Origin of the sequence: Actinoplanes auranticolor, assembly GCF_018332655.1 — a bacterium.
In the GTDB taxonomy this organism is placed as follows: Bacteria; Actinomycetota; Actinomycetes; order Mycobacteriales; family Micromonosporaceae; genus Actinoplanes; species Actinoplanes auranticolor.
In genome coordinates this window covers 102,418-121,810 of sequence record NZ_BOQL01000052.1, presented here as the reverse complement: position 1 = coordinate 121,810, position 19,393 = coordinate 102,418, and the positions used below count along the sequence as shown (strand labels likewise).

Annotated in this window: 16 protein-coding genes; 11 read left to right on the top strand and 5 right to left on the bottom strand. The window is 71.2% G+C overall.

From position 1 onward, the window contains the following. The first annotated feature begins 30 nt into the window (after positions 1-30). Together Aau02nite_RS31180 and Aau02nite_RS31175 are read left to right on the top strand one after the other, a co-directional pair. A complete protein-coding gene (locus Aau02nite_RS31180; RefSeq protein WP_212992165.1) occupies positions 31-720 on the top strand; it encodes an aggregation-promoting factor C-terminal-like domain-containing protein in 690 nt (229 codons plus the stop codon). Then, entirely contained in the window at positions 720-1,178 is a 459-nt protein-coding gene (locus Aau02nite_RS31175) for a hypothetical protein (RefSeq protein ID WP_212992164.1), read from the top strand. Before Aau02nite_RS31180 ends, Aau02nite_RS31175 begins: the two co-directional genes overlap by 1 nt. A gap of 97 nt (positions 1,179-1,275) precedes the next feature. On the opposite strand, the gene ilvD is transcribed toward Aau02nite_RS31175, so the two are convergent. Next, entirely contained in the window at positions 1,276-3,123 is a 1,848-nt protein-coding gene (ilvD, locus tag Aau02nite_RS31170) for a dihydroxy-acid dehydratase (RefSeq protein WP_212992163.1), read from the bottom strand. A 145-nt stretch (positions 3,124-3,268) separates the two neighbouring features. On the opposite strand from ilvD, the gene Aau02nite_RS31165 reads away from it, so the two are divergent. From Aau02nite_RS31165 to mpgS, 5 genes are all read left to right on the top strand, one after another. After that, positions 3,269-5,653 (top strand): putative bifunctional diguanylate cyclase/phosphodiesterase, encoded by a 2,385-nt coding sequence (locus tag Aau02nite_RS31165; protein WP_246595576.1) that lies wholly within the window; start codon positions 3,269-3,271, stop codon positions 5,651-5,653. Between the two features lie 157 nt (positions 5,654-5,810). After that, positions 5,811-7,643 (top strand): acetolactate synthase large subunit, encoded by a 1,833-nt coding sequence (locus tag Aau02nite_RS31160; protein ID WP_212992162.1) that lies wholly within the window; start codon positions 5,811-5,813, stop codon positions 7,641-7,643. A 5-nt stretch (positions 7,644-7,648) separates the two neighbouring features. Then, entirely contained in the window at positions 7,649-8,164 is a 516-nt protein-coding gene (ilvN, locus tag Aau02nite_RS31155) for an acetolactate synthase small subunit (protein ID WP_023561968.1), read from the top strand. A 28-nt stretch (positions 8,165-8,192) separates the two neighbouring features. Continuing rightward, the gene (gene ilvC, locus Aau02nite_RS31150) at positions 8,193-9,206 is read left to right on the top strand and encodes a ketol-acid reductoisomerase (RefSeq protein WP_212992161.1); all 1,014 of its coding nucleotides are present in this window, start codon (positions 8,193-8,195) and stop codon (positions 9,204-9,206) included. A gap of 185 nt (positions 9,207-9,391) precedes the next feature. Then, positions 9,392-10,642, top strand: a complete 1,251-nt coding sequence (mpgS, locus tag Aau02nite_RS31145; protein ID WP_212992160.1) for a mannosyl-3-phosphoglycerate synthase — start codon at positions 9,392-9,394, stop codon at positions 10,640-10,642. A gap of 122 nt (positions 10,643-10,764) precedes the next feature. Here mpgS and Aau02nite_RS31140 read toward each other — a convergent pair whose 3' ends face one another. After that, positions 10,765-11,781 carry a hypothetical protein gene (locus tag Aau02nite_RS31140; RefSeq protein WP_212992159.1) on the bottom strand — a complete coding sequence of 339 codons (1,017 nt, stop codon included), beginning with the start codon at positions 11,779-11,781 and terminating at the stop codon, positions 10,765-10,767. Between the two features lie 162 nt (positions 11,782-11,943). On the opposite strand from Aau02nite_RS31140, the gene serA reads away from it, so the two are divergent. Next, positions 11,944-13,545, top strand: a complete 1,602-nt coding sequence (serA, locus tag Aau02nite_RS31135; RefSeq protein ID WP_212992158.1) for a phosphoglycerate dehydrogenase — start codon at positions 11,944-11,946, stop codon at positions 13,543-13,545. A 15-nt stretch (positions 13,546-13,560) separates the two neighbouring features. Here the strand turns inward: serA and Aau02nite_RS31130 are convergent, their stop codons facing one another. Beyond that, the gene (locus Aau02nite_RS31130; RefSeq protein ID WP_438841188.1) at positions 13,561-13,896 is read right to left on the bottom strand and encodes a hypothetical protein; all 336 of its coding nucleotides are present in this window, start codon (positions 13,894-13,896) and stop codon (positions 13,561-13,563) included. A 384-nt stretch (positions 13,897-14,280) separates the two neighbouring features. Between Aau02nite_RS31130 and Aau02nite_RS31125 the strand changes: the two genes are divergently transcribed. The 3 genes from Aau02nite_RS31125 to Aau02nite_RS31115 all read left to right on the top strand — a co-directional run bounded on the left by Aau02nite_RS31125 (position 14,281) and on the right by Aau02nite_RS31115 (position 17,419). Beyond that, a complete protein-coding gene (locus tag Aau02nite_RS31125) occupies positions 14,281-15,312 on the top strand; it encodes a 3-isopropylmalate dehydrogenase (protein WP_212992193.1) in 1,032 nt (343 codons plus the stop codon). 198 nt (positions 15,313-15,510) lie between these two features. After that, positions 15,511-16,608 (top strand): branched-chain amino acid aminotransferase, encoded by a 1,098-nt coding sequence (locus Aau02nite_RS31120; protein WP_212992156.1) that lies wholly within the window; start codon positions 15,511-15,513, stop codon positions 16,606-16,608. Between the two features lie 52 nt (positions 16,609-16,660). Then, positions 16,661-17,419 (top strand): Mrp/NBP35 family ATP-binding protein, encoded by a 759-nt coding sequence (locus Aau02nite_RS31115; RefSeq protein ID WP_212992155.1) that lies wholly within the window; start codon positions 16,661-16,663, stop codon positions 17,417-17,419. A 9-nt stretch (positions 17,420-17,428) separates the two neighbouring features. Here the strand turns inward: Aau02nite_RS31115 and Aau02nite_RS31110 are convergent, their stop codons facing one another. Together Aau02nite_RS31110 and Aau02nite_RS31105 are read right to left on the bottom strand one after the other, a co-directional pair. Then, the gene (locus tag Aau02nite_RS31110) at positions 17,429-18,580 is read right to left on the bottom strand and encodes a glycosyltransferase (RefSeq protein ID WP_212992154.1); all 1,152 of its coding nucleotides are present in this window, start codon (positions 18,578-18,580) and stop codon (positions 17,429-17,431) included. A 37-nt stretch (positions 18,581-18,617) separates the two neighbouring features. Beyond that, positions 18,618-19,364: a tyrosine-protein phosphatase gene (locus Aau02nite_RS31105; protein ID WP_212992153.1), complete on the bottom strand. Its 747-nt coding sequence runs from the start codon at positions 19,362-19,364 to the stop codon at positions 18,618-18,620. Between the last annotated feature and the right edge of the window lie 29 nt (positions 19,365-19,393).

Genomic DNA, 19,393 nt, shown 5'->3' with positions numbered 1-19,393 from the left:
TCGCGTCATCGGTGCGACGGAGGGGTTTTCGTGGAGCGGCTCTGGAGCCGGATCGCAGTCCGGGTGGGCTCGGTGGGTCTGCTCGTCGGCGGCCTCGTCGGCGGTGTGTATCTCGGTGAGCGTCAGGACGACCAGCTCACCGGGGACCGGGTCGGTCTCGTCGTGCAGGCCGACGCCGCCGAACTGAGGTTGCTCAAGGAGCGGCACGGGCAGCACGCGGCGGCTCGGGCGCAGCGGCGGCAGGCTGAGGAGGAGGCCGCGGCCAAGGCCGGCGCGGCGGCCAAGGCGGCTGCGAGCAAGGCGCGGATGCTGAACCGGCGGGCCATCGAGAAGAAGGCCGACGAGAAGCGCAAGGCCGAGGCCAAGAAGAACGGGACCGTGGCCTTCGACGGGCCGATTCCCTCGTCGTGCAACGAGTTCAAGGGCAACCGGGCCATCGGATGCGCGTTGATGATCGACGCGGGCTTCCCGATCAGTCAGTTCGGCTGCCTCAACAAGCTGTGGAACAAGGAGAGCGGCTGGAACCACCGGGCCGAGAATCCCAGCTCCGGCGCGTACGGGATCCCGCAGTCCTATCCCGGCAACAAGATGAGCTCGGCCGGTTCGGACTGGCGGACCAACCCGGCCACCCAGATCAAGTGGGGGCTCGGTTACATCAAGGGCCGCTACAAGACCCCCTGCGGTGCCTGGTCGCGGTCCGAGAGCACCGGTTCCTACTGATGGGCTACACCGGCCGGATCGTGGTCGCCCGCTCGCCGGAACCGCTCACCGCGCTCGGCGACGCCGAGGTGCTCGACGAGTCGTCCTACCGGGGCGGATGGCGTGCCGCGCAGTTGAGCGGCGACCTGAGCGACGCCCTGCGCAGGCTCGTGGCCGAGACCGGGGCGCCGGCGATCACGGCGTTCATCCTCGACAGCGACGTCGCCGATGTCGAAGCGTCGACGCCGGCCGGCGGCTACTGGCACGTCCACCTGCACCTGAAGAAGGCCGCCGAGTACGGCGCTCCCGACCTCGGGCAGACGACGGCCGAGGTCACGGAGCAGGCACTGGCCTGGGCCGCCGAGGCCGGTCTCACGGCGGACGGCGAGGCGGTGCGGACGGCTCTGGAGGCCACGAACGTCCTCGCCGAGGAGACCTTCGACGAGCTGCTCACGGCGCTCGGTCTCGAACCGGCTTGAGCCCGGAAGCCGGACGACCGGCCGCCACGCACTGAGCTTCGTGCGTGGCGGCCGGTCGGCCGGTGCTGCTTCTGCTGTTTTCTGTGCCCGTACCGGATTATTCGGGGACCTTGCGGTAGGCGCCGTCGCTCGCGCTGGTCGCCATCGAGGCGTAGGCGCGCAGCGCCGCCGAGACCGGGCGCTGCCGGTCGGCCGGGGTGTACGGCTTCGGCCGGCGCTCCTGGACGTGCCGGCGCTGGGCCAGCTCCTCGTCCGAGACGTTCAGCGTGATCGTCCGGCCCGGGATGTCGATGGTGATCTCGTCGCCGGTCTCGACCAGGGCGATCAGCCCGCCGGACGCCGCCTCCGGGGAGACGTGCCCGATGGACAGGCCCGAGGTGCCGCCGGAGAAGCGGCCGTCGGTGATCAGCGCGCACGACTTGCCCAGGCCTCGGCCCTTCAGGAAGGAGGTCGGGTAGAGCATCTCCTGCATGCCCGGCCCGCCGCGGGGTCCCTCGTAGCGGATCACGACCACGTCGCCGGCCACGACCTGCTTGCCGAGGATGCCCTCGACGGCCGCGTCCTGGCTCTCGAAGACCCGCGCCGGGCCGCTGAACTTCCACAGCTCCTCGGCCACGCCGGCGGTCTTGACGACGCAGCCGTCGGGCGCCAGGTTGCCGAAGAGGATGGCCAGGCCGCCGTCGACCGTGTACGCGTGCTCGACCGAGCGGATGCAGCCGCCGGCCGCGTCCGTGTCCAGCGTCGCCCAGCGGTTGGTCGTGGAGAACGGCTGGGTGGTGCGCACGCCGCCCGGCGCGGCGTGGAAGAGCTCCAGCGCCTCCTCGCTCGGGCTGCCGCTGCGGATGTCCCAGGTCTGCAGCCAGCTCTCCAGGTCGGGGGAGTGGACCGACCGCACGCCGGTGCGCAGGGCCCCGCCGCGGTTCAGCTCGCCGAGCAGCGCCGGGATGCCGCCCGCGCGGTGCACGTCCTCCATGTGGTACTTCGGGCTGTTCGGCGCGACCTTGGACAGGCACGGGACCCGGCGCGACACCGCGTCGATGTCGGCCACGCTGAAGTCCAGCTCGGCCTCGCGGGCCGCGGCCAGCAGGTGCAGCACCGTGTTGGTCGAGCCGCCCATGGCCACGTCCAGGGCCACCGCGTTCTCGAAGGCGTCGCGGCTGGCGATGGCGCGCGGCAGCACGCTCTCGTCGTCGTTCTCGTAGTACTGCTTCGCGATGTCGACGATGAGCGAGCCGGCCCGCTCGAACAGGGCCTTGCGGGCCGCGTGGGTGGCCAGCGTCGAGCCGTTGCCCGGCAGGGCCAGGCCGATCGCCTCGGTCAGGCAGTTCATCGAGTTGGCGGTGAACATGCCGGAGCAGGAACCGCAGGTCGGGCAGGCCGAGCGTTCGATGGTGTCGAGCTGCGCGTCGGTCACGTTCTCGTTCGCGCTGGCGCTCATCGCGTCGACCAGGTCGAGCTTCTCGTGCACGACGCCCTCGATGGCGACGGTCTTGCCGGCCTCCATCGGGCCACCGGAGACGAAGACGGTGGGGATGTTCAGCCGCAGGGCGGCGATCAGCATCCCCGGGGTGATCTTGTCGCAGTTCGAGATGCAGACCAGGGCGTCGGCGCAGTGCGCGTTCACCATGTACTCCACCGCGTCGGCGATCAGCTCGCGGCTGGGCAGGGAGTAGAGCATGCCGCCGTGGCCCATGGCGATGCCGTCGTCCACCGCGATGGTGTTGAACTCGCGCCCGATCCCGCCGGCCTCGAACACCGCGTCGGCGACCAGACCGCCCATGTCCTTCAGATGCACGTGACCGGGTACGAACTGGGTGAAGCTGTTGGCAATGGCGACGATCGGCTTGCCGAAATCGTCGTCGGTCATGCCGGTGGCGCGCCACAGGGCGCGCGCGCCGGCCATCGTCCGACCGTGGGTCGAGGTCCGGGAGCGCAGCTCAGGCATTACTACATACTGCCACCGCGGGTAAGGACCGCGTCTGTGCCGGGCGACACGAAGTCCACTGCGCGGGACGCGATCATGTGTTGCGGTTCGAAACCGGTCGATCGGTCGGCTCCCGAAATGCGCTCCGGTACGGCAGAGTGTTCCCGTGCACTCACCGTCCGGCGTGGAGCTGGCCGGGCTGGCGAGCCTCGTGGTCGCGGTCCCGGCTGTCGCCCTGCTGGCCAACTCCGGCCGCAAGCACACCGGCGCCGCCCGCCGGGCCCATCTGCTGCTCGCCGCGGGCGCCGCGACAGCCACTGCGGCCGCGCTCGCCGGGTTGCTCAGCAGCCTGTTCCTGGTGCACGCCCCGATGCGGCTGGCCTCGGCCGTCGCCGTGGCGATGGCCCTGGGCACCCTCACCCTGCTGGTCGGCACGCTGATGTTGCCCGGGGCGGCGGAGAGCCCGGGCGCGGCGGTGCGGCACCTGCTCGACGGCTTCGTGGTCGCGGCGGCGCTGTGGTTCGTGGGCTGGGTGCTGGTCTCACAGCCCACCCGGCTGTTCGGCGATCAGACTCCCGCGCGCTGCCTGTCGATGCTGCTGCCGGCGGGGGTGGCGGCGATCGCCCTCGGGCTGACCGCCGTGCTCGCCATGCATGCCCACCGTCCCCGGCACGTCACCGTGCGGGTGGCCGCCGGGGTCAGCCTGGTGGCCCTGGCCGCCACCGCGCTGTCCGGAGGCATCTGCCGCGACCGGCCCGGCGTCGTCCTGCTCGGCGCCGTGCTGCTGCCCGCCGGGCTGGTGGTCGTGGCGCGCGCGGTCAAGATCGCCGATCGCCCGGTCGAGGTGGTCGGCGACGTCACCCAGCGCAACACCGGGTACGCGTTCGTGCCGATGGCCGCGCTGGTCGGCGCGTTCGGCTATCACCTGGCCGTCGGCGGCGCCGTGGACGTGTTCGGCTTCCTCGGCGTGAGCATCGAGGGCTTCGCCCTGGTCGCCCGCCAGTATCTGGCCCTGGCCGACGTCAAGCGGCACACCCTGCGGCTGAGCCAGCGCGAGACGCACTTCCGGGAGCTGGCCCACACCGACCCGCTGACCGGCCTGGCCAACCGGCGCGGCCTGGTCCGGGCCCTGCGCGAGCCGGCCGTCCGGGACCGGGCCCGAGTGCTGGTCGGCCTCGATCTGGACGGTTTCAAGAACGTCAACGACATGCGCGGCCACGACGTCGGCGACGCGGTGCTCACCGAGGTGGGCCGGCGGCTCGGCGCCAACCTGCGCGAGGGCGACGTCGCGGCGCGCCTCGGCGGCGACGAGTTCGCGGTGCTGATGTGGGCCACGCCCGAGGAGGCCATGGTCGCCGGGAAGCGCCTGTTGGCGGTGCTCAGCGAGCCCTACGACACCGAGGACGGCTCGGTCTTCCTCTCCGCGAGCGTCGGCGTCGCCGACTCGCCCTCCCCGGGCGATACCGGCGAGCTGATGCGCGACGCCGACCTGGCGCTGCGGTACGCGAAACAGCGCGGCAAGAACCGCGTCGAGCGCTACCAGAAGCGCTACGACGAGCTGCTGCGCCGGCACAGCGTCCTGGAGAACGAGCTGCGCCACGCCATCGAACGCGAGCAGCTGCGCCTGGTCTTCCAGCCGGTCGTCGCCCTGCCGTCGATGCGGCCGGTCGGCGCCGAGGCCCTGCTGCGCTGGCACCACCCTGAGCTGGGCGCGGTACGGCCCGACGAGTTCATCCCGGTGGCCGAGGAGTCCGGGCTGATCAGCATGATCGGCTCCTGGGTGCTGGACCAGGCCTGCCGGCAGCTCGCCCAGTGGCTGGCCGGCGGTCACGACGTCTGGGTGTCGGTCAACATGTCACCCAAAGAGCTGCACGCCGCCGACTACGCCGCCCAGGTCGCCGAGGTGCTGCAGCGGTATCACGTACCGCCGCAGCGGCTGGTGCTCGAGGTGACCGAGCACGCGGTGGCCACCGACATGGACGAGCTGATCCGCCGGCTGTGCGAGCTGCGGTCCACCGGCGTGCGGATCGCGCTGGACGACTTCGGCGCGGGGTATTCGTCCCTCGGGCAGCTGCGCAACCTGCCGGTCGACATCCTGAAGATCGACCACGCGCTGGTCGCGGAGCCGGAGTCGCGCACCGGCACGGCGGCGCCGCTGGTCGACGTGGTCGTGCGGCTGGGTCACCGGCTGGGCCTGGAAGTGCTGGCCGAGGGCATCGGCACCCCGGCGCAGCGGGCGATCGTCGAGGAGGCCGGCTGCCGGCTGGGCCAGGGCTCGCTGTTCGGCTGGGGCGTGCCCGCCGAGCATCTGCAGGCGCAGCTCGAGACCGTACGCTCCTCCGGCGCCCGTCCCGTCCCGGTCCAGCGGGCCCGCCCGCCGGTGCCGCCCAGCGCGCCCGCCCGCAGCCAGGTGATCATGCTGGGCCCGGGGATGCGGCAGGTCAGAGCGCTCCTGCCCACCGACCCGGCCTTCGCGGCGGAGGACGGCTCGCGAACGGGTGACCAAGATGTGAGATCAGTTGACGCACCCCGTGAGATGGGGCAGTCTTAGCCGCATGTGCTTGTCGTCCCGAGTACTTATGTGAGCGCACTGTCCCTCGGCCACGAGAGATGACGGTGCGCTAGGTCCCGTGCTTCGGCACGAGGACCTTTTTTGTTGCTCCGGGAGCGTCCAGGCTCACCCATCCCGAACGAAGGTCTGAATCGCCATGACAAGACCCACACCCGAGACCCTCGCCCACCGCGCCACCCCGGCCACCGTCGCGGCGGCAGCCGGCACCCCGGCCGTAGTCACGGTGCCCCCGACCCCCATCAGTGGGGCCGGCTCGCTCGTGCGGTCGCTCGAGGCACTCGGCGTCGAGGTGGCGTTCGGGATCCCGGGCGGGGCGATCCTGCCCGCCTACGACCCGCTGTACGACTCCAAGGTCCGGCACATCCTGGTCCGCCACGAGCAGGGCGCGGGTCACGCCGCGACCGGCTACGCGCAGGCCACCGGCAAGGTCGGTGTCTGCATCGCCACCTCCGGCCCGGGCGCGACCAACCTGGTCACCCCGATCGCCGACGCCTACATGGACTCGGTGCCGATCGTCGCGATCACCGGCCAGGTGGCCCGGCCCGCGATCGGCACGGACGCCTTCCAGGAGGCGGACATCCAGGGCATCACGCTGCCGATCACCAAGCACAACTTCCTGATCCAGACGCCCGAGGAGATCCCGCGGATCATGGCGGAGGCGTTCCACCTCGCCCTGACCGGCCGCCCGGGCCCGGTGCTCGTCGACGTGCCCAAGGACGTGCTGCAGGCGGCGACCACCTTCGCCTGGCCGCCCACCCTGGATCTGCCCGGCTACCGGCCCACGCTGCACCCGCACGGCAAGCAGATCCGCGAGGCGGCCCGGCTGATCGCCGCGGCCAAGCGCCCGGTGCTGTACGTCGGTGGCGGCGTGCTCAAGGCCGGCGCCACCGAGGGGCTGCGCAAGCTGGCCGAGTCGACCGGCATCCCGGTGGTCACCACGCTGATGGCGCTCGGCGCGTTCCCCGACTCGCACCCGCAGCACCTGGGCATGCCGGGCATGCACGGCACGGTCCCCGCGGTGTACGCGCTGCAGAAGGCCGACCTGCTGGTCACTCTGGGCGCCCGCTTCGACGACCGGGTCACCGGCAAGCTGGACTCGTTCGCCCCGGACGCCAAGGTCGTGCACGCCGACATCGACCCGGCCGAGATCGGCAAGAACCGGCACGCCGACGTCCCGATCGTGGGCGACGCCCGGCACGTGATCGACGAGCTGATCGCGGCCGTCTCGGCCACGGCGGGCGGCACCGCGGCGTACGCGCCGTGGTGGGCGCAGCTCAACGACCTGCGCGAGCGCTACCCGCTGGGCTACGACGAGCCCACCGACGGCACACTGGCCCCGCAGTACGTCATCGAGCGGATCGGCGAGCTGGTCGGCCCCGAGGCGATCTACGTGGCCGGGGTCGGGCAGCACCAGATGTGGGCGTCGCAGTTCATCCGGTACGAGAAGCCGGGCACCTGGCTCAACTCCGGCGGGGCCGGCACGATGGGCTACGCGGTTCCCGCCGCGATGGGCGCCAAGGTGGGCCGCCCGGACACCGCGGTGTGGGCGATCGACGGCGACGGCTGCTTCCAGATGACCAACCAGGAGCTGGCCACCTGCGCGCTGGAGGGCATCCCGGTCAAGATCGCCGTGATCAACAACGGCAACCTGGGCATGGTCCGGCAGTGGCAGACCCTGTTCTACGAGGGCCGCTACTCCAACACCGAGCTGGGCACCCACAAGCACCGCATCCCCGACTTCGTGAAGCTGGCCGAGGCGCTGGGCTGCGTGGGCCTGCGCTGCGAGTCCAAGGACGACGTGGACGCCACCATCAAGGCGGCCATGGAGATCAACGACCGCCCGGTGGTCATCGACTTCACGGTCGGCAAGGACGCCATGGTCTGGCCGATGGTCGCGGCCGGCACCAGCAACGACGAGATCATGTTCGCCCGGGACGTGCGCCCGGCCTTCGACGAGGACGACCTGTGACCACTTTGAACAAGCACACCCTGTCCGTGCTCGTGGAGAACAAGCCCGGCGTGCTGGCCCGGGTGTCGGGTCTGTTCTCGCGGCGCAGCTTCAACATCGATTCGCTGGCGGTGGGCGAGACGGAGAACCCGGACGTCTCCCGCATCACGATCGTGGTCAACGCCGACTCCTCACCCCTGGAGCAGGTGACCAAGCAGCTCAACAAGCTGGTGAACGTCCTGAAGATCGTCGAGCTGGACCCGCAGCAGTCGGTCCAGCGCGAGCTCCTGCTGGTCAAGGTGCGCGCCGACCGCACCGTGCGCGGCCAGGTGCTCGAGACGGTCGAACTGTTCAGGGCCAAGGTGATCGACGTCGCACCGGACACCCTCACGATCGAGGCGACCGGCAACCCCGACAAACTCGATGCGCTGCTGCGCGACCTCGAGCCGTACGGCATCAAGGAAATGGTCCAGTCCGGCCTGGTCGCGATCGGCCGCGGATCCCGCTCCATCACCACCGGCCCCGCCCTGCGCGCAGCCTGATTTTTCACCAAGATTCGAGAGGGAACCAATGACCGCCGAAGTGTTCTACGACGACGACGCCGACCTGTCCATCATCCAGGGACGCAAGGTCGCGGTGATCGGGTACGGCAGCCAGGGCCACGCGCACTCGCTGTCGCTGCGCGACTCGGGCGTCGACGTGGTGGTCGGCCTGAAGGAGGGCTCCAAGAGCCGCGCCAAGGCCGAGGAGCAGGGCCTCAAGGTGCTCACGCCGGCCGAGGCGTCCGCCTGGGCCGACGTGATCATGGTGCTGGCGCCGGACACCGCCCAGCGGAAGATCTACGCCGAGTCGATCGAGCCGAACCTGACCGCCGGCAAGGCGCTCTTCTTCGGTCACGGCCTCAACATCCGGTTCGAGCTGATCAAGCCGCCGGCGAACGTGGACGTGGCGATGGTCGCCCCCAAGGGCCCGGGCCACCTGGTCCGCCGCCAGTACGTGGACGGCAAGGGCGTGCCCGCGCTCATCGCGGTGGAGCAGGACGCCAGCGGTGGCGGCCAGGCGCTCGCGCTGTCGTACGCGAAGGCGATCGGCGGCACCCGGGCCGGCGTCATCAAGACCACCTTCAAGGAGGAGACGGAGACCGACCTCTTCGGCGAGCAGGCGGTCCTCTGCGGCGGTACGGCCGCGCTCGTGCAGACGGGCTTCGAGGTGCTCACCGAGGCCGGCTACGCCCCGGAGATCGCGTACTTCGAGTGCCTGCACGAGCTCAAGCTGATCGTCGACCTCATGTACGAGGGCGGCATCTCCCGGATGCGCTACAGCGTCTCGGACACCGCCGAGTTCGGTGACTACGTCAGCGGCCCGCGGGTGATCAACGCCGGCGTGAAGCAGGAGATGAAGAAGATCCTCGCCGAGATCCAGTCCGGCGAGTTCACCAAGGCGCTCATCGCCGACGACGAGGCCGGCGGCACCCGTCTGCAGCAGTACCGCAAGGAAGGCGCCGAGCACCCGATCGAGGTCACCGGCAAGAAGCTGCGCGACATGATGAGCTGGGTGGACCGGCCGATCACCGAAACGGCCTGACGTTTCTCTCAGCCCGGCGGACGCCGGATCGCAGTGCCGCCGGGCACCGCGATCCGGCGTTTCTGCGTAACCATTCGACTACCTGAAACATGGGCGTTACGTCCCGCTCACCGAAGCGGCGCCGTCATCGAATTGTGTACTGTTCGGCGCGCTACGGCCTGGACAGCAGCGGGTAGATTCGCCCCATGCGACTGGCTGATTCTTTCCGGAGTGAGCGCTTCGGCGCGGTTCGGATCCATGAGCTGCAGAGGGTCATCGAGCTGGATTCGGGCGCCCTGGGCGATGGTTTTTCGGCGGGCAGCCGAGTCGTGTCCTTCGAAGCTTTACGCGCGGTCGAGTCGCAAATGGTAATCGTCGTGCCGTGCATGAATGAGTCACGAAGCGTCATCGAAGGAGTGCTCTCCGGAATTCCGCACGACTGTCTCATTGTGCTGGTCTCCAACAGCGACAAGCTGCCCGTGGACCGGTACGAGATCGAGGCGCAGACTCTCGAACAGTTCTGCCGGCTGGCCGGCCGGTCGGCGATCAGCGTGCATCAGAAAGACCCCGGACTGGCCGCCGCATTCAAGGCGGCCGGGATGGAGGAACTGATCGGCGAGGACGGTCTGGTCCGCGCCGGCAAGGGCGAGGCCATGCTGATCGGGATGGCGCTGGCCGCGATGACGGGCCGGCGCTACCTCGGCTACGTCGACGCCGACAACTACGTGCCCGGCGCGGTCCATGAGTACTGCAAGGCCTACGCCGCCGGGCTGCACCTGGCCGAGAGCCCGTACTCGATGGTCCGCATCTCCTGGCACTCCAAGCCGAAGCTGCGCGACGGGCGGCTGTTCTTCAGCCGGCGCGGGCGCAGCTCCGAGATCACCAACGAATGGCTCAACCGCTTCCTCGCCGAGTATTCGGGCTTCGGCACCGAGGTGATCGCCACCGGCAACGCGGGCGAGCACGCGATGACCCTGGACCTGGGCCTGAAGCTGCGGCTGGCGGGCGGCTTCGCCGTCGAGCCGTACGAGTACATGGACCTGTTCGAGCAGTTCGGCGGGATCCTGGAGAGCGCCAGCCCGGACGTGATGGCCAGCTCGGTGCCGGTGCTGCAGATCGAGACCCGCAACCCGCACTTCCACGACAACAAGGGCGAGGAACACGTGCAGGGGATGCGGATGCAGGCCCTGAACGTGGTCTACCACTCGCCGGTCACGCTGCCGTCGGTCCGCCAGGCGATCATCGACTTCATGGTGGCGCAGGGTGCGCTGGAGGCGGGCCAGGAGCCGCCGCGTGAGCGGGTCTATCCGCCGGTGGGCAGCCTGGATCTGGAATTGCTGTATGACGGGCTGGACGCGGAGGCGCTGAGCTTCCGGCAGTTCGACGGGCGGGCGTCGGCGGGTTACACGGCGGCGCCGCCGATCGAGCGGCACTCCATTCCGCGGCCCCGGGTCTGAGCCGCGGCCCGGCCGGCGGATCAGGTGGATGCCGGCGGCGATCCCGCTGAGTTCGCCTGCCGGGACCGCTCACCCGCCGGGGTCGGTCGCCGGCCCGCGCGGCGAGCCCGCCGGCCGGACCGCTACTGCTGCTGTGGCGGCGGGTCGACCGGCTTGATCTGTTCGGTCGGTGCCTGCTGAGCTGCCGCCAGCGGCATGGACTGAGGCCCGCTGCCGACCGTTGAGGCTGTCTGCCCGGCTTGCCCGGGACCGCTTTCCTCCTGCACGGGCACGCTTTCGGGAACCGGCGGCGCGGTGACCGCGGCGGGCGGGGCCGAGAAGGGCTCGGACGGCGGCTGCTGTCCCGACCACGGCGGCACGGCCGCCTCCGGCCAGGCCTGATACTGCTGCGGTTGCTGCGGTTGCTGCGGTTGCTGCGGTTGCTGCGGTTGCTGCGGTTGCTGCGGGGCCCAGCCCTGCGCCTGCTGCGGCGGATACTGGTACTGCGCCGGGTAACCCGGCTGGGCGGTGAAGCCGGCCTGCCCCGGATGGCCGGGCGGCGGAACGTACTGCGGCTGCGGCGGACCGCCCCACTGCTGCTGAGGCGGCGGGTAGTGTCCCGGCCACTGCTGCGGCGCGACCTCCGGAGTGGTCAGCTCGTGCAACCAGTCCCGCTCGGCGCGCGACCATACCCGGCGGGCGGCCAGGTAGGCCGGGGCGTGGCCGAGCAGCGGCACCAGCAGCACCCCGAGGCCGATCACCAGCGCCAGCACGCCCAGGCGCAGCAGCTCCGTTTCGGGGTCGCTCCCGGACACGCCGCCGACCAGCAGGATCAGCCCGGTCACCAGGGTCAGACCGCCGACGATCATCGAGCCCACGGTGACGCCGTCGCGGACGAAGGACCATGCGACCGCGGCCACCAGGGCGGCGCAGACGGCGACGAGCGCGGCCGCCAGTCCCTGCGCCGTGGCCTCGCCGACACTCGCCCGGTAGGAGCCGGCGGTCACCGCCACCACGCCCGTGACCAGCAGCAGCACCGACTGCAGGCCGAGCAGGGTGGCGGTGACGGCCACGCCGAAGGGGATCCGCCGGGGCGGCTCGGGGATCGCGGAGCCGTGATCCTCGTCGATTTCCGCGGTGTCGGCCGGTGCTTGAGACATGCCGAGGAGGCTAGCGGGACCGTGCGACAGGAAGTGGTCCCGGGTATTTCGTACATGTGAGGCCGGTCACCCTGAGATGACATGCCGTAATGGACCTGGCACACCCTACGATCGCGGAAAGGTCGGCGGCCGGCCGCCTGCTAGACAAACAGGTGGAGACGTATGACTCCCGTGGTACTGATCGCCGAGGAACTGGCCCCCGCCGCCATCGACGTGCTGGCCTACGACTTCGACGTCCGCCACGTGGACGGCACCGATCGCCCGGCGCTGCTCGCCGCGCTGGCCGAGGCCGACGCGGTCATCGTGCGCAGCGCCACCAGGATCGACGCGGAGGCGGTCGCCGCCGCGCCGCGGCTCAAGGTCGTCGCCCGGGCCGGCGTGGGCCTCGACAACGTGGACGTGCCCGCCGCCACCGCGCGGGGTGTCATGGTGGTCAACGCGCCGACCTCCAACATCGTTTCGGCCGCCGAGCAGGCGATCGCCCTGTTGCTGTCCGTGGCCCGGCACACCTCCGCCGCCAGCGCCGCGCTCAAGCGGGGCGAGTGGAAGCGGGCGAAGTACACCGGGGTCGAGGTGCAGGGCAAGACCGTCGGGGTGGTCGGGCTGGGGCGCATCGGGGTGCTGTTCGCCCAGCGGATGGCCGCGTTCGGGACCCGGCTGATCGCGTACGACCCGTACATCCAGCCGGCCCGGGCCGCGCAGCTGGGTGTGCGCCTGGTCGGGCTGGACGAGTTGCTGCGCGAGAGCGACTTCATCTCGATCCACCTGCCGCGTACCCCCGAGACGCTGGGGCTGATCGGGGAGAAGGAGCTGGCCACGGTCAAGCCGGGGGTGCGCATCATCAATGCCGCCCGCGGTGGCCTGGTCGACGAGCGGGCGCTGGCCGACGCGCTCGCCGAGGGCCGCGTCGGCGGCGCCGGCCTCGACGTCTTCGTCACCGAGCCGACCACCGAGTCACCGCTGTTCGCCTTCGACAACGTGGTGGTCACCCCGCACCTGGGCGCGTCCACCGCCGAGGCGCAGGACAAGGCCGGGCTGTCGGTGGCCCGCAGCGTCAAGCTGGCCCTGCAGGGCGAGTTCGTGCCGGACGCGGTGAACGTGCAGGCCGGTGGCGTGGTCGACGAGGACGTGCGCCCGCTGCTCGGGCTGGCCGAGCGGCTCGGCAAGGTCTTCACCGCGGTCGCCGGCGGCATCGCGGCCAGCGTGACCGTGGAGGTCCGCGGCGAGATCGTGTCGCACGACGTCGCGGTGCTCAAGCTGGCCGCCACCAAGGGCCTCTTCGCCTCGGTGGTGGAGGAGCAGGTCACCTACGTCAACGCCCCGCAGCTCGCGGCCGACCGCGGCGTCGAGGTCGAGCTGGTCGTCGACCGCGAGGTCTCCGACCACCAGAATCTCGTGACGGTACGCGGCGCGCTGCCGGACGGGCGCACGGTCAGCGTGGCCGGCACAGTCACCGGTACGGGCACCCGCGAGGCCCGCAAGCTCACCCAGGTCGACGAGTTCGATCTGGAGCTCGGCGCGGGTGGCGTGCTGCTGTTCTTCCGCTACTCCGACCGGCCGGGCGTGGTCGGCGCGATCGGCTCCATCCTCGGTGAGGCGGGCGTCAACATCGCAGCGATGCAGGTGGCCCGGCGTCAGCTGGGTGGCGAGGCGCTGATGGCGCTGACCGTCGACTCCTCGGTGGACGCGGAGCTGCTCTCCGCGGTGGCCGCATCGATCGGCTCGGCCAAGGGCAGCATCGTCGACCTGCGCGACGAGGACTGAACCGGCCGACGAGGACTAACGACTCTTGACCGGTGGTGGATACACCGTGCCGTCCTGCAGGTCGAGCAGGTCCAGGTTGAGCTCACCGGCGAGTTTCTCGATCGTCTCGAGGACCGCGTCGGGGCACTGCTCGTCCAGCCGCATCTGGATGTGGTCCGCCGCGGCGTGCAGCGGGGCGCTGGCCCAGGGCGTGCCGGGCAGCGTGGCGCGCGGCCCGCGGTCGGGGTAGTTGCTGGTCAGGGCGTCGTAGAAGGCGACGACGCGCGGATCGGCGGGGCGCTGTGGGTGCTCGCCGCGGGCACACCGGGCGTTCGCGGCACGCACGTCATCCGGCATGGCCGTGTTGTCCATGGCCCACACCACGAGGTCGAAACTCACCGGCGCATGGTGCCATACCGCCGGGCGGGGAAGTCGGTTGTCGCCCCGACACGCGGGGGATGCGTCTTGCGCGACATTAGTCCGCATCGCTAGCGTTGGTCCTGCCGCGCGGGCTCCATGGCCGTGTCTTCGGGTGATGCTTCTGTGGTCGCTCCGCGTGGAGGATGCACCCCCGGCGGGCGCGAGCCACGCGTACCTGTCGTGACAGCCCCCGCGATCGTTGCCGCGATCGACGGGGGTTGTTCGCGTCCGGGGTCCTGAACGAATCTTCACCCATACTCTGGGACCGCCGTGTCAGACATCGGGACAGCGGACTAAGGTCGAGCGGTCGGACCGACTGAGGGAGTGGACGTGACGGTGGCGCGGATCGCGGTGGTGGCCGGCGACGGCATCGGGACCGAGGTGACCGCGCAGGCGCGCAAGGTGATCGAGGCCGTTCTCCCCGACGCCGAGTTCGACGACTACGACCTGGGCGCGCGCTTCTACAACCGCACCAAAGAGGTCCTGCCGCAGGCCATTCAGGACGAGCTGGCCGCGCACGACGCCATCCTGCTCGGCGCCATCGGTGACCCCAGCGTCCCGCCCGGCGTCCTCGAGCGTGGACTGCTGCTCAAGCTCCGCTTCGACTTCGACCAGTACGTCAACCTGCGCCCGTCCCGGCTCTGGCCCGGCACGGTCAGCCCGCTCGCCGGCCTCAAGCCCGGCGAGATCGACATGGTCGTGGTCCGCGAGGGCACCGAGGGCCTCTATGTCGGCGCCGGCGGCGTCCTGCACAAGGACACCCCCGCCGAGATCGCCACCGAGGAGAGCCTGAACACCCGGCACGGCGTCGAGCGGGTCGTGCGGGACGCGTTCGCCCGGGCGCAGCGCCGCGAGCGGCGCCACCTGACCCTCGTGCACAAGACGAACGTGCTCACCCACGCGGGCGGGCTCTGGGCGCGCACCTTCGCCGCGGTGGCCGCCGAGTTCCCCGACGTCACCACGGAATACCAGCACATCGATGCCGCGAGCATGTTCATGGTGAGCAACCCGCAGCGCTACGACGTGGTGGTGACCGACAACCTCTTCGGTGACATCCTCACCGACATCGCCGCTGCCGTGACCGGCGGCATCGGCATGGCCGCCAGCGGCTCCGTCAACCCGGAGCGCAAGTACCCCTCGACCTTCGAGCCGGTGCACGGCTCCGCGCCGGACATCGCCGGCCAGGGTATCGCCGACCCGGCGGCCGCCATCCTCTCCGCGTCGCTGCTGCTCGAGCATCTCGGGCACCCGGACGAGGCCCGCCGAGTATCCGAGGCGGTCGCGGCCGAGGTCGCGTCCCGCACGCCGGGCGCGCCGCTGCGTACCGCCGAGGTCGGAGACCGGGTCGCCGCCACCGCGGCCGCCTGACTCACCTGCACACCCGCGTCATCCCGCCGGTCCGCCGGCGGTCGATGAAGGCTGCCTTCAGTCCGGCCAAAGGGCGGAGGCGGGGTGGTCGGAAGGGCTTGCCCGGCTGTCGGCTTTGAACGACCGTTCGGGGTAAGTTCATGGAGCACTACGGGTGCTACCTCTTCATTCTTCGTGACAGAAAGCAGGTCAACTGCCATGAGTGGTGGTGACAACCTCGACTTCGAGATCCGTCCGAACCCGGCGCCCGTAAGCGACGCGGACAGGACCACGCTGCTGGCCAACCCGGGCTTCGGCCGGATCTTCACCGACCACATGGTCACCGTCCGTTATGCGGAGGGCAAAGGCTGGTACGAGCCCCGGGTGGAAGCCCGCGCTCCCATCCCGATGGACCCCGCCTCGGCCGTGCTGCACTACGCGCAGGAAATCTTCGAGGGACTGAAGGCCTACACGACGCCGGAGGGCGGTGTCGCGATGTTCCGCCCGGACGCCAACGCCGCCCGCTTCGGGCAGTCGGCCCAGCGGATGGCCATGCCGGTGCTGCCGCAGGCGACGTTCCTCGAGTCCCTCCGCCAGCTCATCAAGATCGACCGCGGCTGGATCCCGGAGAACGACGAGGGCAGCCTCTACCTGCGGCCGTTCGCCTATGCCAGCGAGGTCTTCCTCGGTGTGCGCCCGGCGATGGAATACCTCTACCTGGTGATCGCCTCGCCGGTCGGCCCGTACTTCAGCGGCGGGGTCAAGCCGGTGACCGTCTGGGTCACCCCGGACTACACCCGGGCGGCGCCGGGCGGCACGGGCGCGGCGAAGTGCGGCGGCAACTACGCGGCCGGTCTCTCCGCCCAGGCCGAGGCCATCGAGCACGGCTGTGACCAGGTGGTCTACCTGGACGCCGTCGAGCGCAAGTACGTCGACGAGCTCGGCGGGATGAACGTCTTCTTCGTGCTGGACGACGGCTCGCTGGCGACGCCGCCGCTGACCGGCACGATCCTGCCCGGCATCACCCGCGACTCGGTCATCAAGCTCGCCGAGCGCGCCGGCCGCCGGGTCGACGAGCGGCCGGTCAGCTTCGAGGAATGGCGCTCCGGGGCGGCCTCGGGCCGGATCCGCGAGGCATTCGCCTGTGGCACCGCCGCGGTGATCACCCCGATCGGCACGGTGCGGTCGCCGGAGGGCGAGTTCACCGTGGCCGACGGCGGGTCCGGTGAGGTGACCATGGGGCTCCGTCAGCAGCTCGTGGACATCCAGCGGGGCCGGGCCGAGGACCCCTTCGGCTGGGTGCACCGCGTTCTCTGACCCGGGCCGGCGCCGGGCGGCTCATGTCGGCCGGCGCCAGTAACGTTGCGGCATGGGCGTACCGGGTCAGGAGCAACTGCCGATCATCGCCGTCGCCAGTGGCAAAGGCGGCGTGGGCAAGTCGAGCATCGCCGTCGCGATCGGACGTGAGCTGGCCCGGTCCGGCTACCGGGCCGGGCTGGTCGATGCCGACATCGCCGGTCCCGATGTGCCGCGGATGCTCGGTCTGCGCCGTGACGTGCCGGCCCGATCGGTCACCCTCGCGCGGTGGGCCCGCGGTGACCGGGGCGGCTCCGGGCTGGAGGCCATGGAGGTGGACGGCCTCAAGGTCGCGTCCGCGGGGTTCCTCATGGCCGGCGGCCAGGGGCTCGCGCTCGGATCGGACCTGAGCGACCTCATGCTCGGCCGGCTCCTCAGGGAAACCGACTGGGGTGACATCGAGGTCCTCGTCGTGGATCTGCCGCCGGGCATCAGCTTCACCCAGCAGGGCGTGCTCTCCGGGGCCGGCCGGGTGGCCACGATCCTGGTCGTCACGCCGGCCGAGGTCTCGCATCTGGACACGGGCCGGGCCCTCAGCACGCTGCGCGAGGTACGGACGCCGGTGCTGGGTGGAGTGGAGAACATGGCGTACTTCCGGTGCCCCTGCTGCGGCGAGGAGACCGAGCTGCACGCGCCGGCACCCGACGAGCGCACCATCTGGGCCGACGGCGTCGAACGGCTGGCGCGGCTTCCGTTCCGGCCCGACGCCGTGATCGACGCGGCCGACCTCGCCCCCGTCCTGCAGGCGGTGGCGGCGCACATCGCGGCGTGATCCCCTTGCTCAGCGCGGGGTGTCCAGGAGCGTGTGCAGAACTTCTTCGGCGGCCGGCATGGTGTTGATCTCGGCCTGGACGGTGCGGGCCCGGCGGGTGAGGGCCGTGTCTTCCAGCAGCTTGGTGGCGGTGTGCGCAATCGTCTCCGGGTTGAGGTCCGCCGGCGGCACGACCAGAGCCACCCCGGCCTCGGCGGCTGCCGCGCTGTTGGCGAACTGGTCCGCGCCCTGCGGCAGGATCAGGTGGGGCAGGCCGTGGCAGAGGGCGGCGACGATCGTGCCGGCGCCGCCCTGAGTCACCAGGCCCGCGCAGTGCGGCAGCAACAGGGCGTGCGGTGCGAAGTCGGCGATGCGGACGTTCTGCGGTTGCGGGCCGAAGCGGTCCGGGTCGCTGCCCGGGCCCGCCGTCACGAGCACGTTGAGCGGCAGGTCGCGCAGGCCCGCCAGGGCGGTCCGGAAGACGTCGGTCGCGCCGAAGAACAACGTGCCCAGGGTCAGGTGCAGGCTGCGTTCGTAGGGCAGCTTGTCCACGTCCCAGGGCAGATGCTCGCCGGGCAGGACCTCGCCCGACGACGGGCGCAGCGGGCGGCGGTCGCGGAAGGCGCGGACCGCGTCCGCCTGTAGCGCCGGTGGGCAGTTGTCCAGGTACGGAACGTCCAGGATGGTGGCCGGGAGGTCCGGCACCTCCCACCGGCCGGCCAGGTCGCCGAGCCGGGCGCCGAACCAGTCCCACGCCTCGGCCGGGAGCGGGCCCAGGCCGTGCACCGCGTGCCGGGCGCCGGTGCGGGCCGCGACCACCGCGCCGGCCAGGTCGGTGACCGGATGCACCACCAGGTCGGGCTTCCACTGCTCGGCGCGGGGCACGAGGCCGGCGGCCCGCTCGAACGCCGCCGCGCCGAACATGCCCGCGATCACCGTGGCCATCCGGCGGTCCGGCGGGACCGAGCCCAGGTCCGGCATCCGGGAGCGGAAGGCCGCGTCGGATTCCGCCCGGCTCGGGCCGACGTCCCAGGTCTCCAGGCCGCGCCGGCGCGCCTCGGCGACACCCTCGGCGCCCGAGGCGACGACGACGTCGTGGCCCGCCTGCTGGGCCGCCCGGATCAGCGGGAGCAGGGGGAGCAGATGCCCATGGGCCGGCCAGGTGCTGACGAGGACTCGCATGGACGGCAAGTAGACACCCGGCGGGCCGCCTTGTCTGTCAGGCGGGCGTCAGCAGGTGCCGGCGCATGCTCCCCAGCTGCTCGTCGTTGAGGCCGATCTCGCGGACGTACTTCTCCACCGAGCCGTGCCGCTCGCGCAGGTCCTGCAGGAACAGCAGCATCGCGTCCTGCGGGCAGTCGAACATGTGGTACTTGTCGTGCACCAGCTCCGGTTTGGTCTGCAACAGGTACGCCGTCAGCGACGCCATCGCCACCTCGGTCAGCGCGTAGTCCCGGGCGATGTCCGCATCGGACACCCCGAGCAGCGACAGCGTCAGCGCGCACACCACGCCGGTGCGGTCCTTGCCGGCCATGCAGTGCACGACGACCGGGCTCGTCGCCGGATCCGCGATCACACCCAGCGCCGCGGCCAGCCCGGCCCGCCCGTCCTCGGCGAAGTTCAGATAGCGGTCGGCGAGCCAGCGCTCGTGCGGGAGATCCGGGGAGAGCTCGACCGAATCCCAGTCGACGTGCTCCAGCACCAGGTTGCGGTAGTCCAGCCCGTCGGAGTGCGGCACCCGTCCGTGCTGCTCGACCTCGAAAGGCCGGCGCAGATCGATGACCGTACGCACGCCCAGCTCCTGGAAGGCCGTCAGGTCGGCGCCCTTGAGGCGGTGCAGCGAGTCGGCGCGGAACAACCGGCGCCAGCTCACCGTGCGTCCGCCGAGGCCGGCGTACCCGCCGACGTCGCGGAAGTTGTAGCTGGTGGAGAAGGTCAGGCTGCGGGGGTGATTGTCGACGGCCACCCGTCCAACCTAACCGCCGACGGCTCTCC

Excerpts from the sequence above, each read along its gene's own strand:
- Aau02nite_RS31175 (WP_212992164.1), top strand. The coding sequence starts at position 720 with ATGGGCTACACCGGCCGGATCGTGGTCGCCCGCTCGCCGGAACCGCTC.
- ilvD (WP_212992163.1), bottom strand. The coding sequence starts at position 3,123 with ATGCCTGAGCTGCGCTCCCGGACCTCGACCCACGGTCGGACGATGGCC.
- Aau02nite_RS31160 (WP_212992162.1), top strand. The coding sequence starts at position 5,811 with ATGACAAGACCCACACCCGAGACCCTCGCCCACCGCGCCACCCCGGCC.
- ilvC (WP_212992161.1), top strand. The coding sequence starts at position 8,193 with ATGACCGCCGAAGTGTTCTACGACGACGACGCCGACCTGTCCATCATC.
- mpgS (WP_212992160.1), top strand. The coding sequence starts at position 9,392 with ATGCGACTGGCTGATTCTTTCCGGAGTGAGCGCTTCGGCGCGGTTCGG.
- Aau02nite_RS31140 (WP_212992159.1), bottom strand. The coding sequence starts at position 11,781 with ATGTCTCAAGCACCGGCCGACACCGCGGAAATCGACGAGGATCACGGC.
- serA (WP_212992158.1), top strand. The coding sequence starts at position 11,944 with ATGACTCCCGTGGTACTGATCGCCGAGGAACTGGCCCCCGCCGCCATC.
- Aau02nite_RS31130 (WP_438841188.1), bottom strand. The coding sequence starts at position 13,896 with ATGGACAACACGGCCATGCCGGATGACGTGCGTGCCGCGAACGCCCGG.
- Aau02nite_RS31120 (WP_212992156.1), top strand. The coding sequence starts at position 15,511 with ATGAGTGGTGGTGACAACCTCGACTTCGAGATCCGTCCGAACCCGGCG.
- Aau02nite_RS31115 (WP_212992155.1), top strand. The coding sequence starts at position 16,661 with ATGGGCGTACCGGGTCAGGAGCAACTGCCGATCATCGCCGTCGCCAGT.
- Aau02nite_RS31110 (WP_212992154.1), bottom strand. The coding sequence starts at position 18,580 with ATGCGAGTCCTCGTCAGCACCTGGCCGGCCCATGGGCATCTGCTCCCC.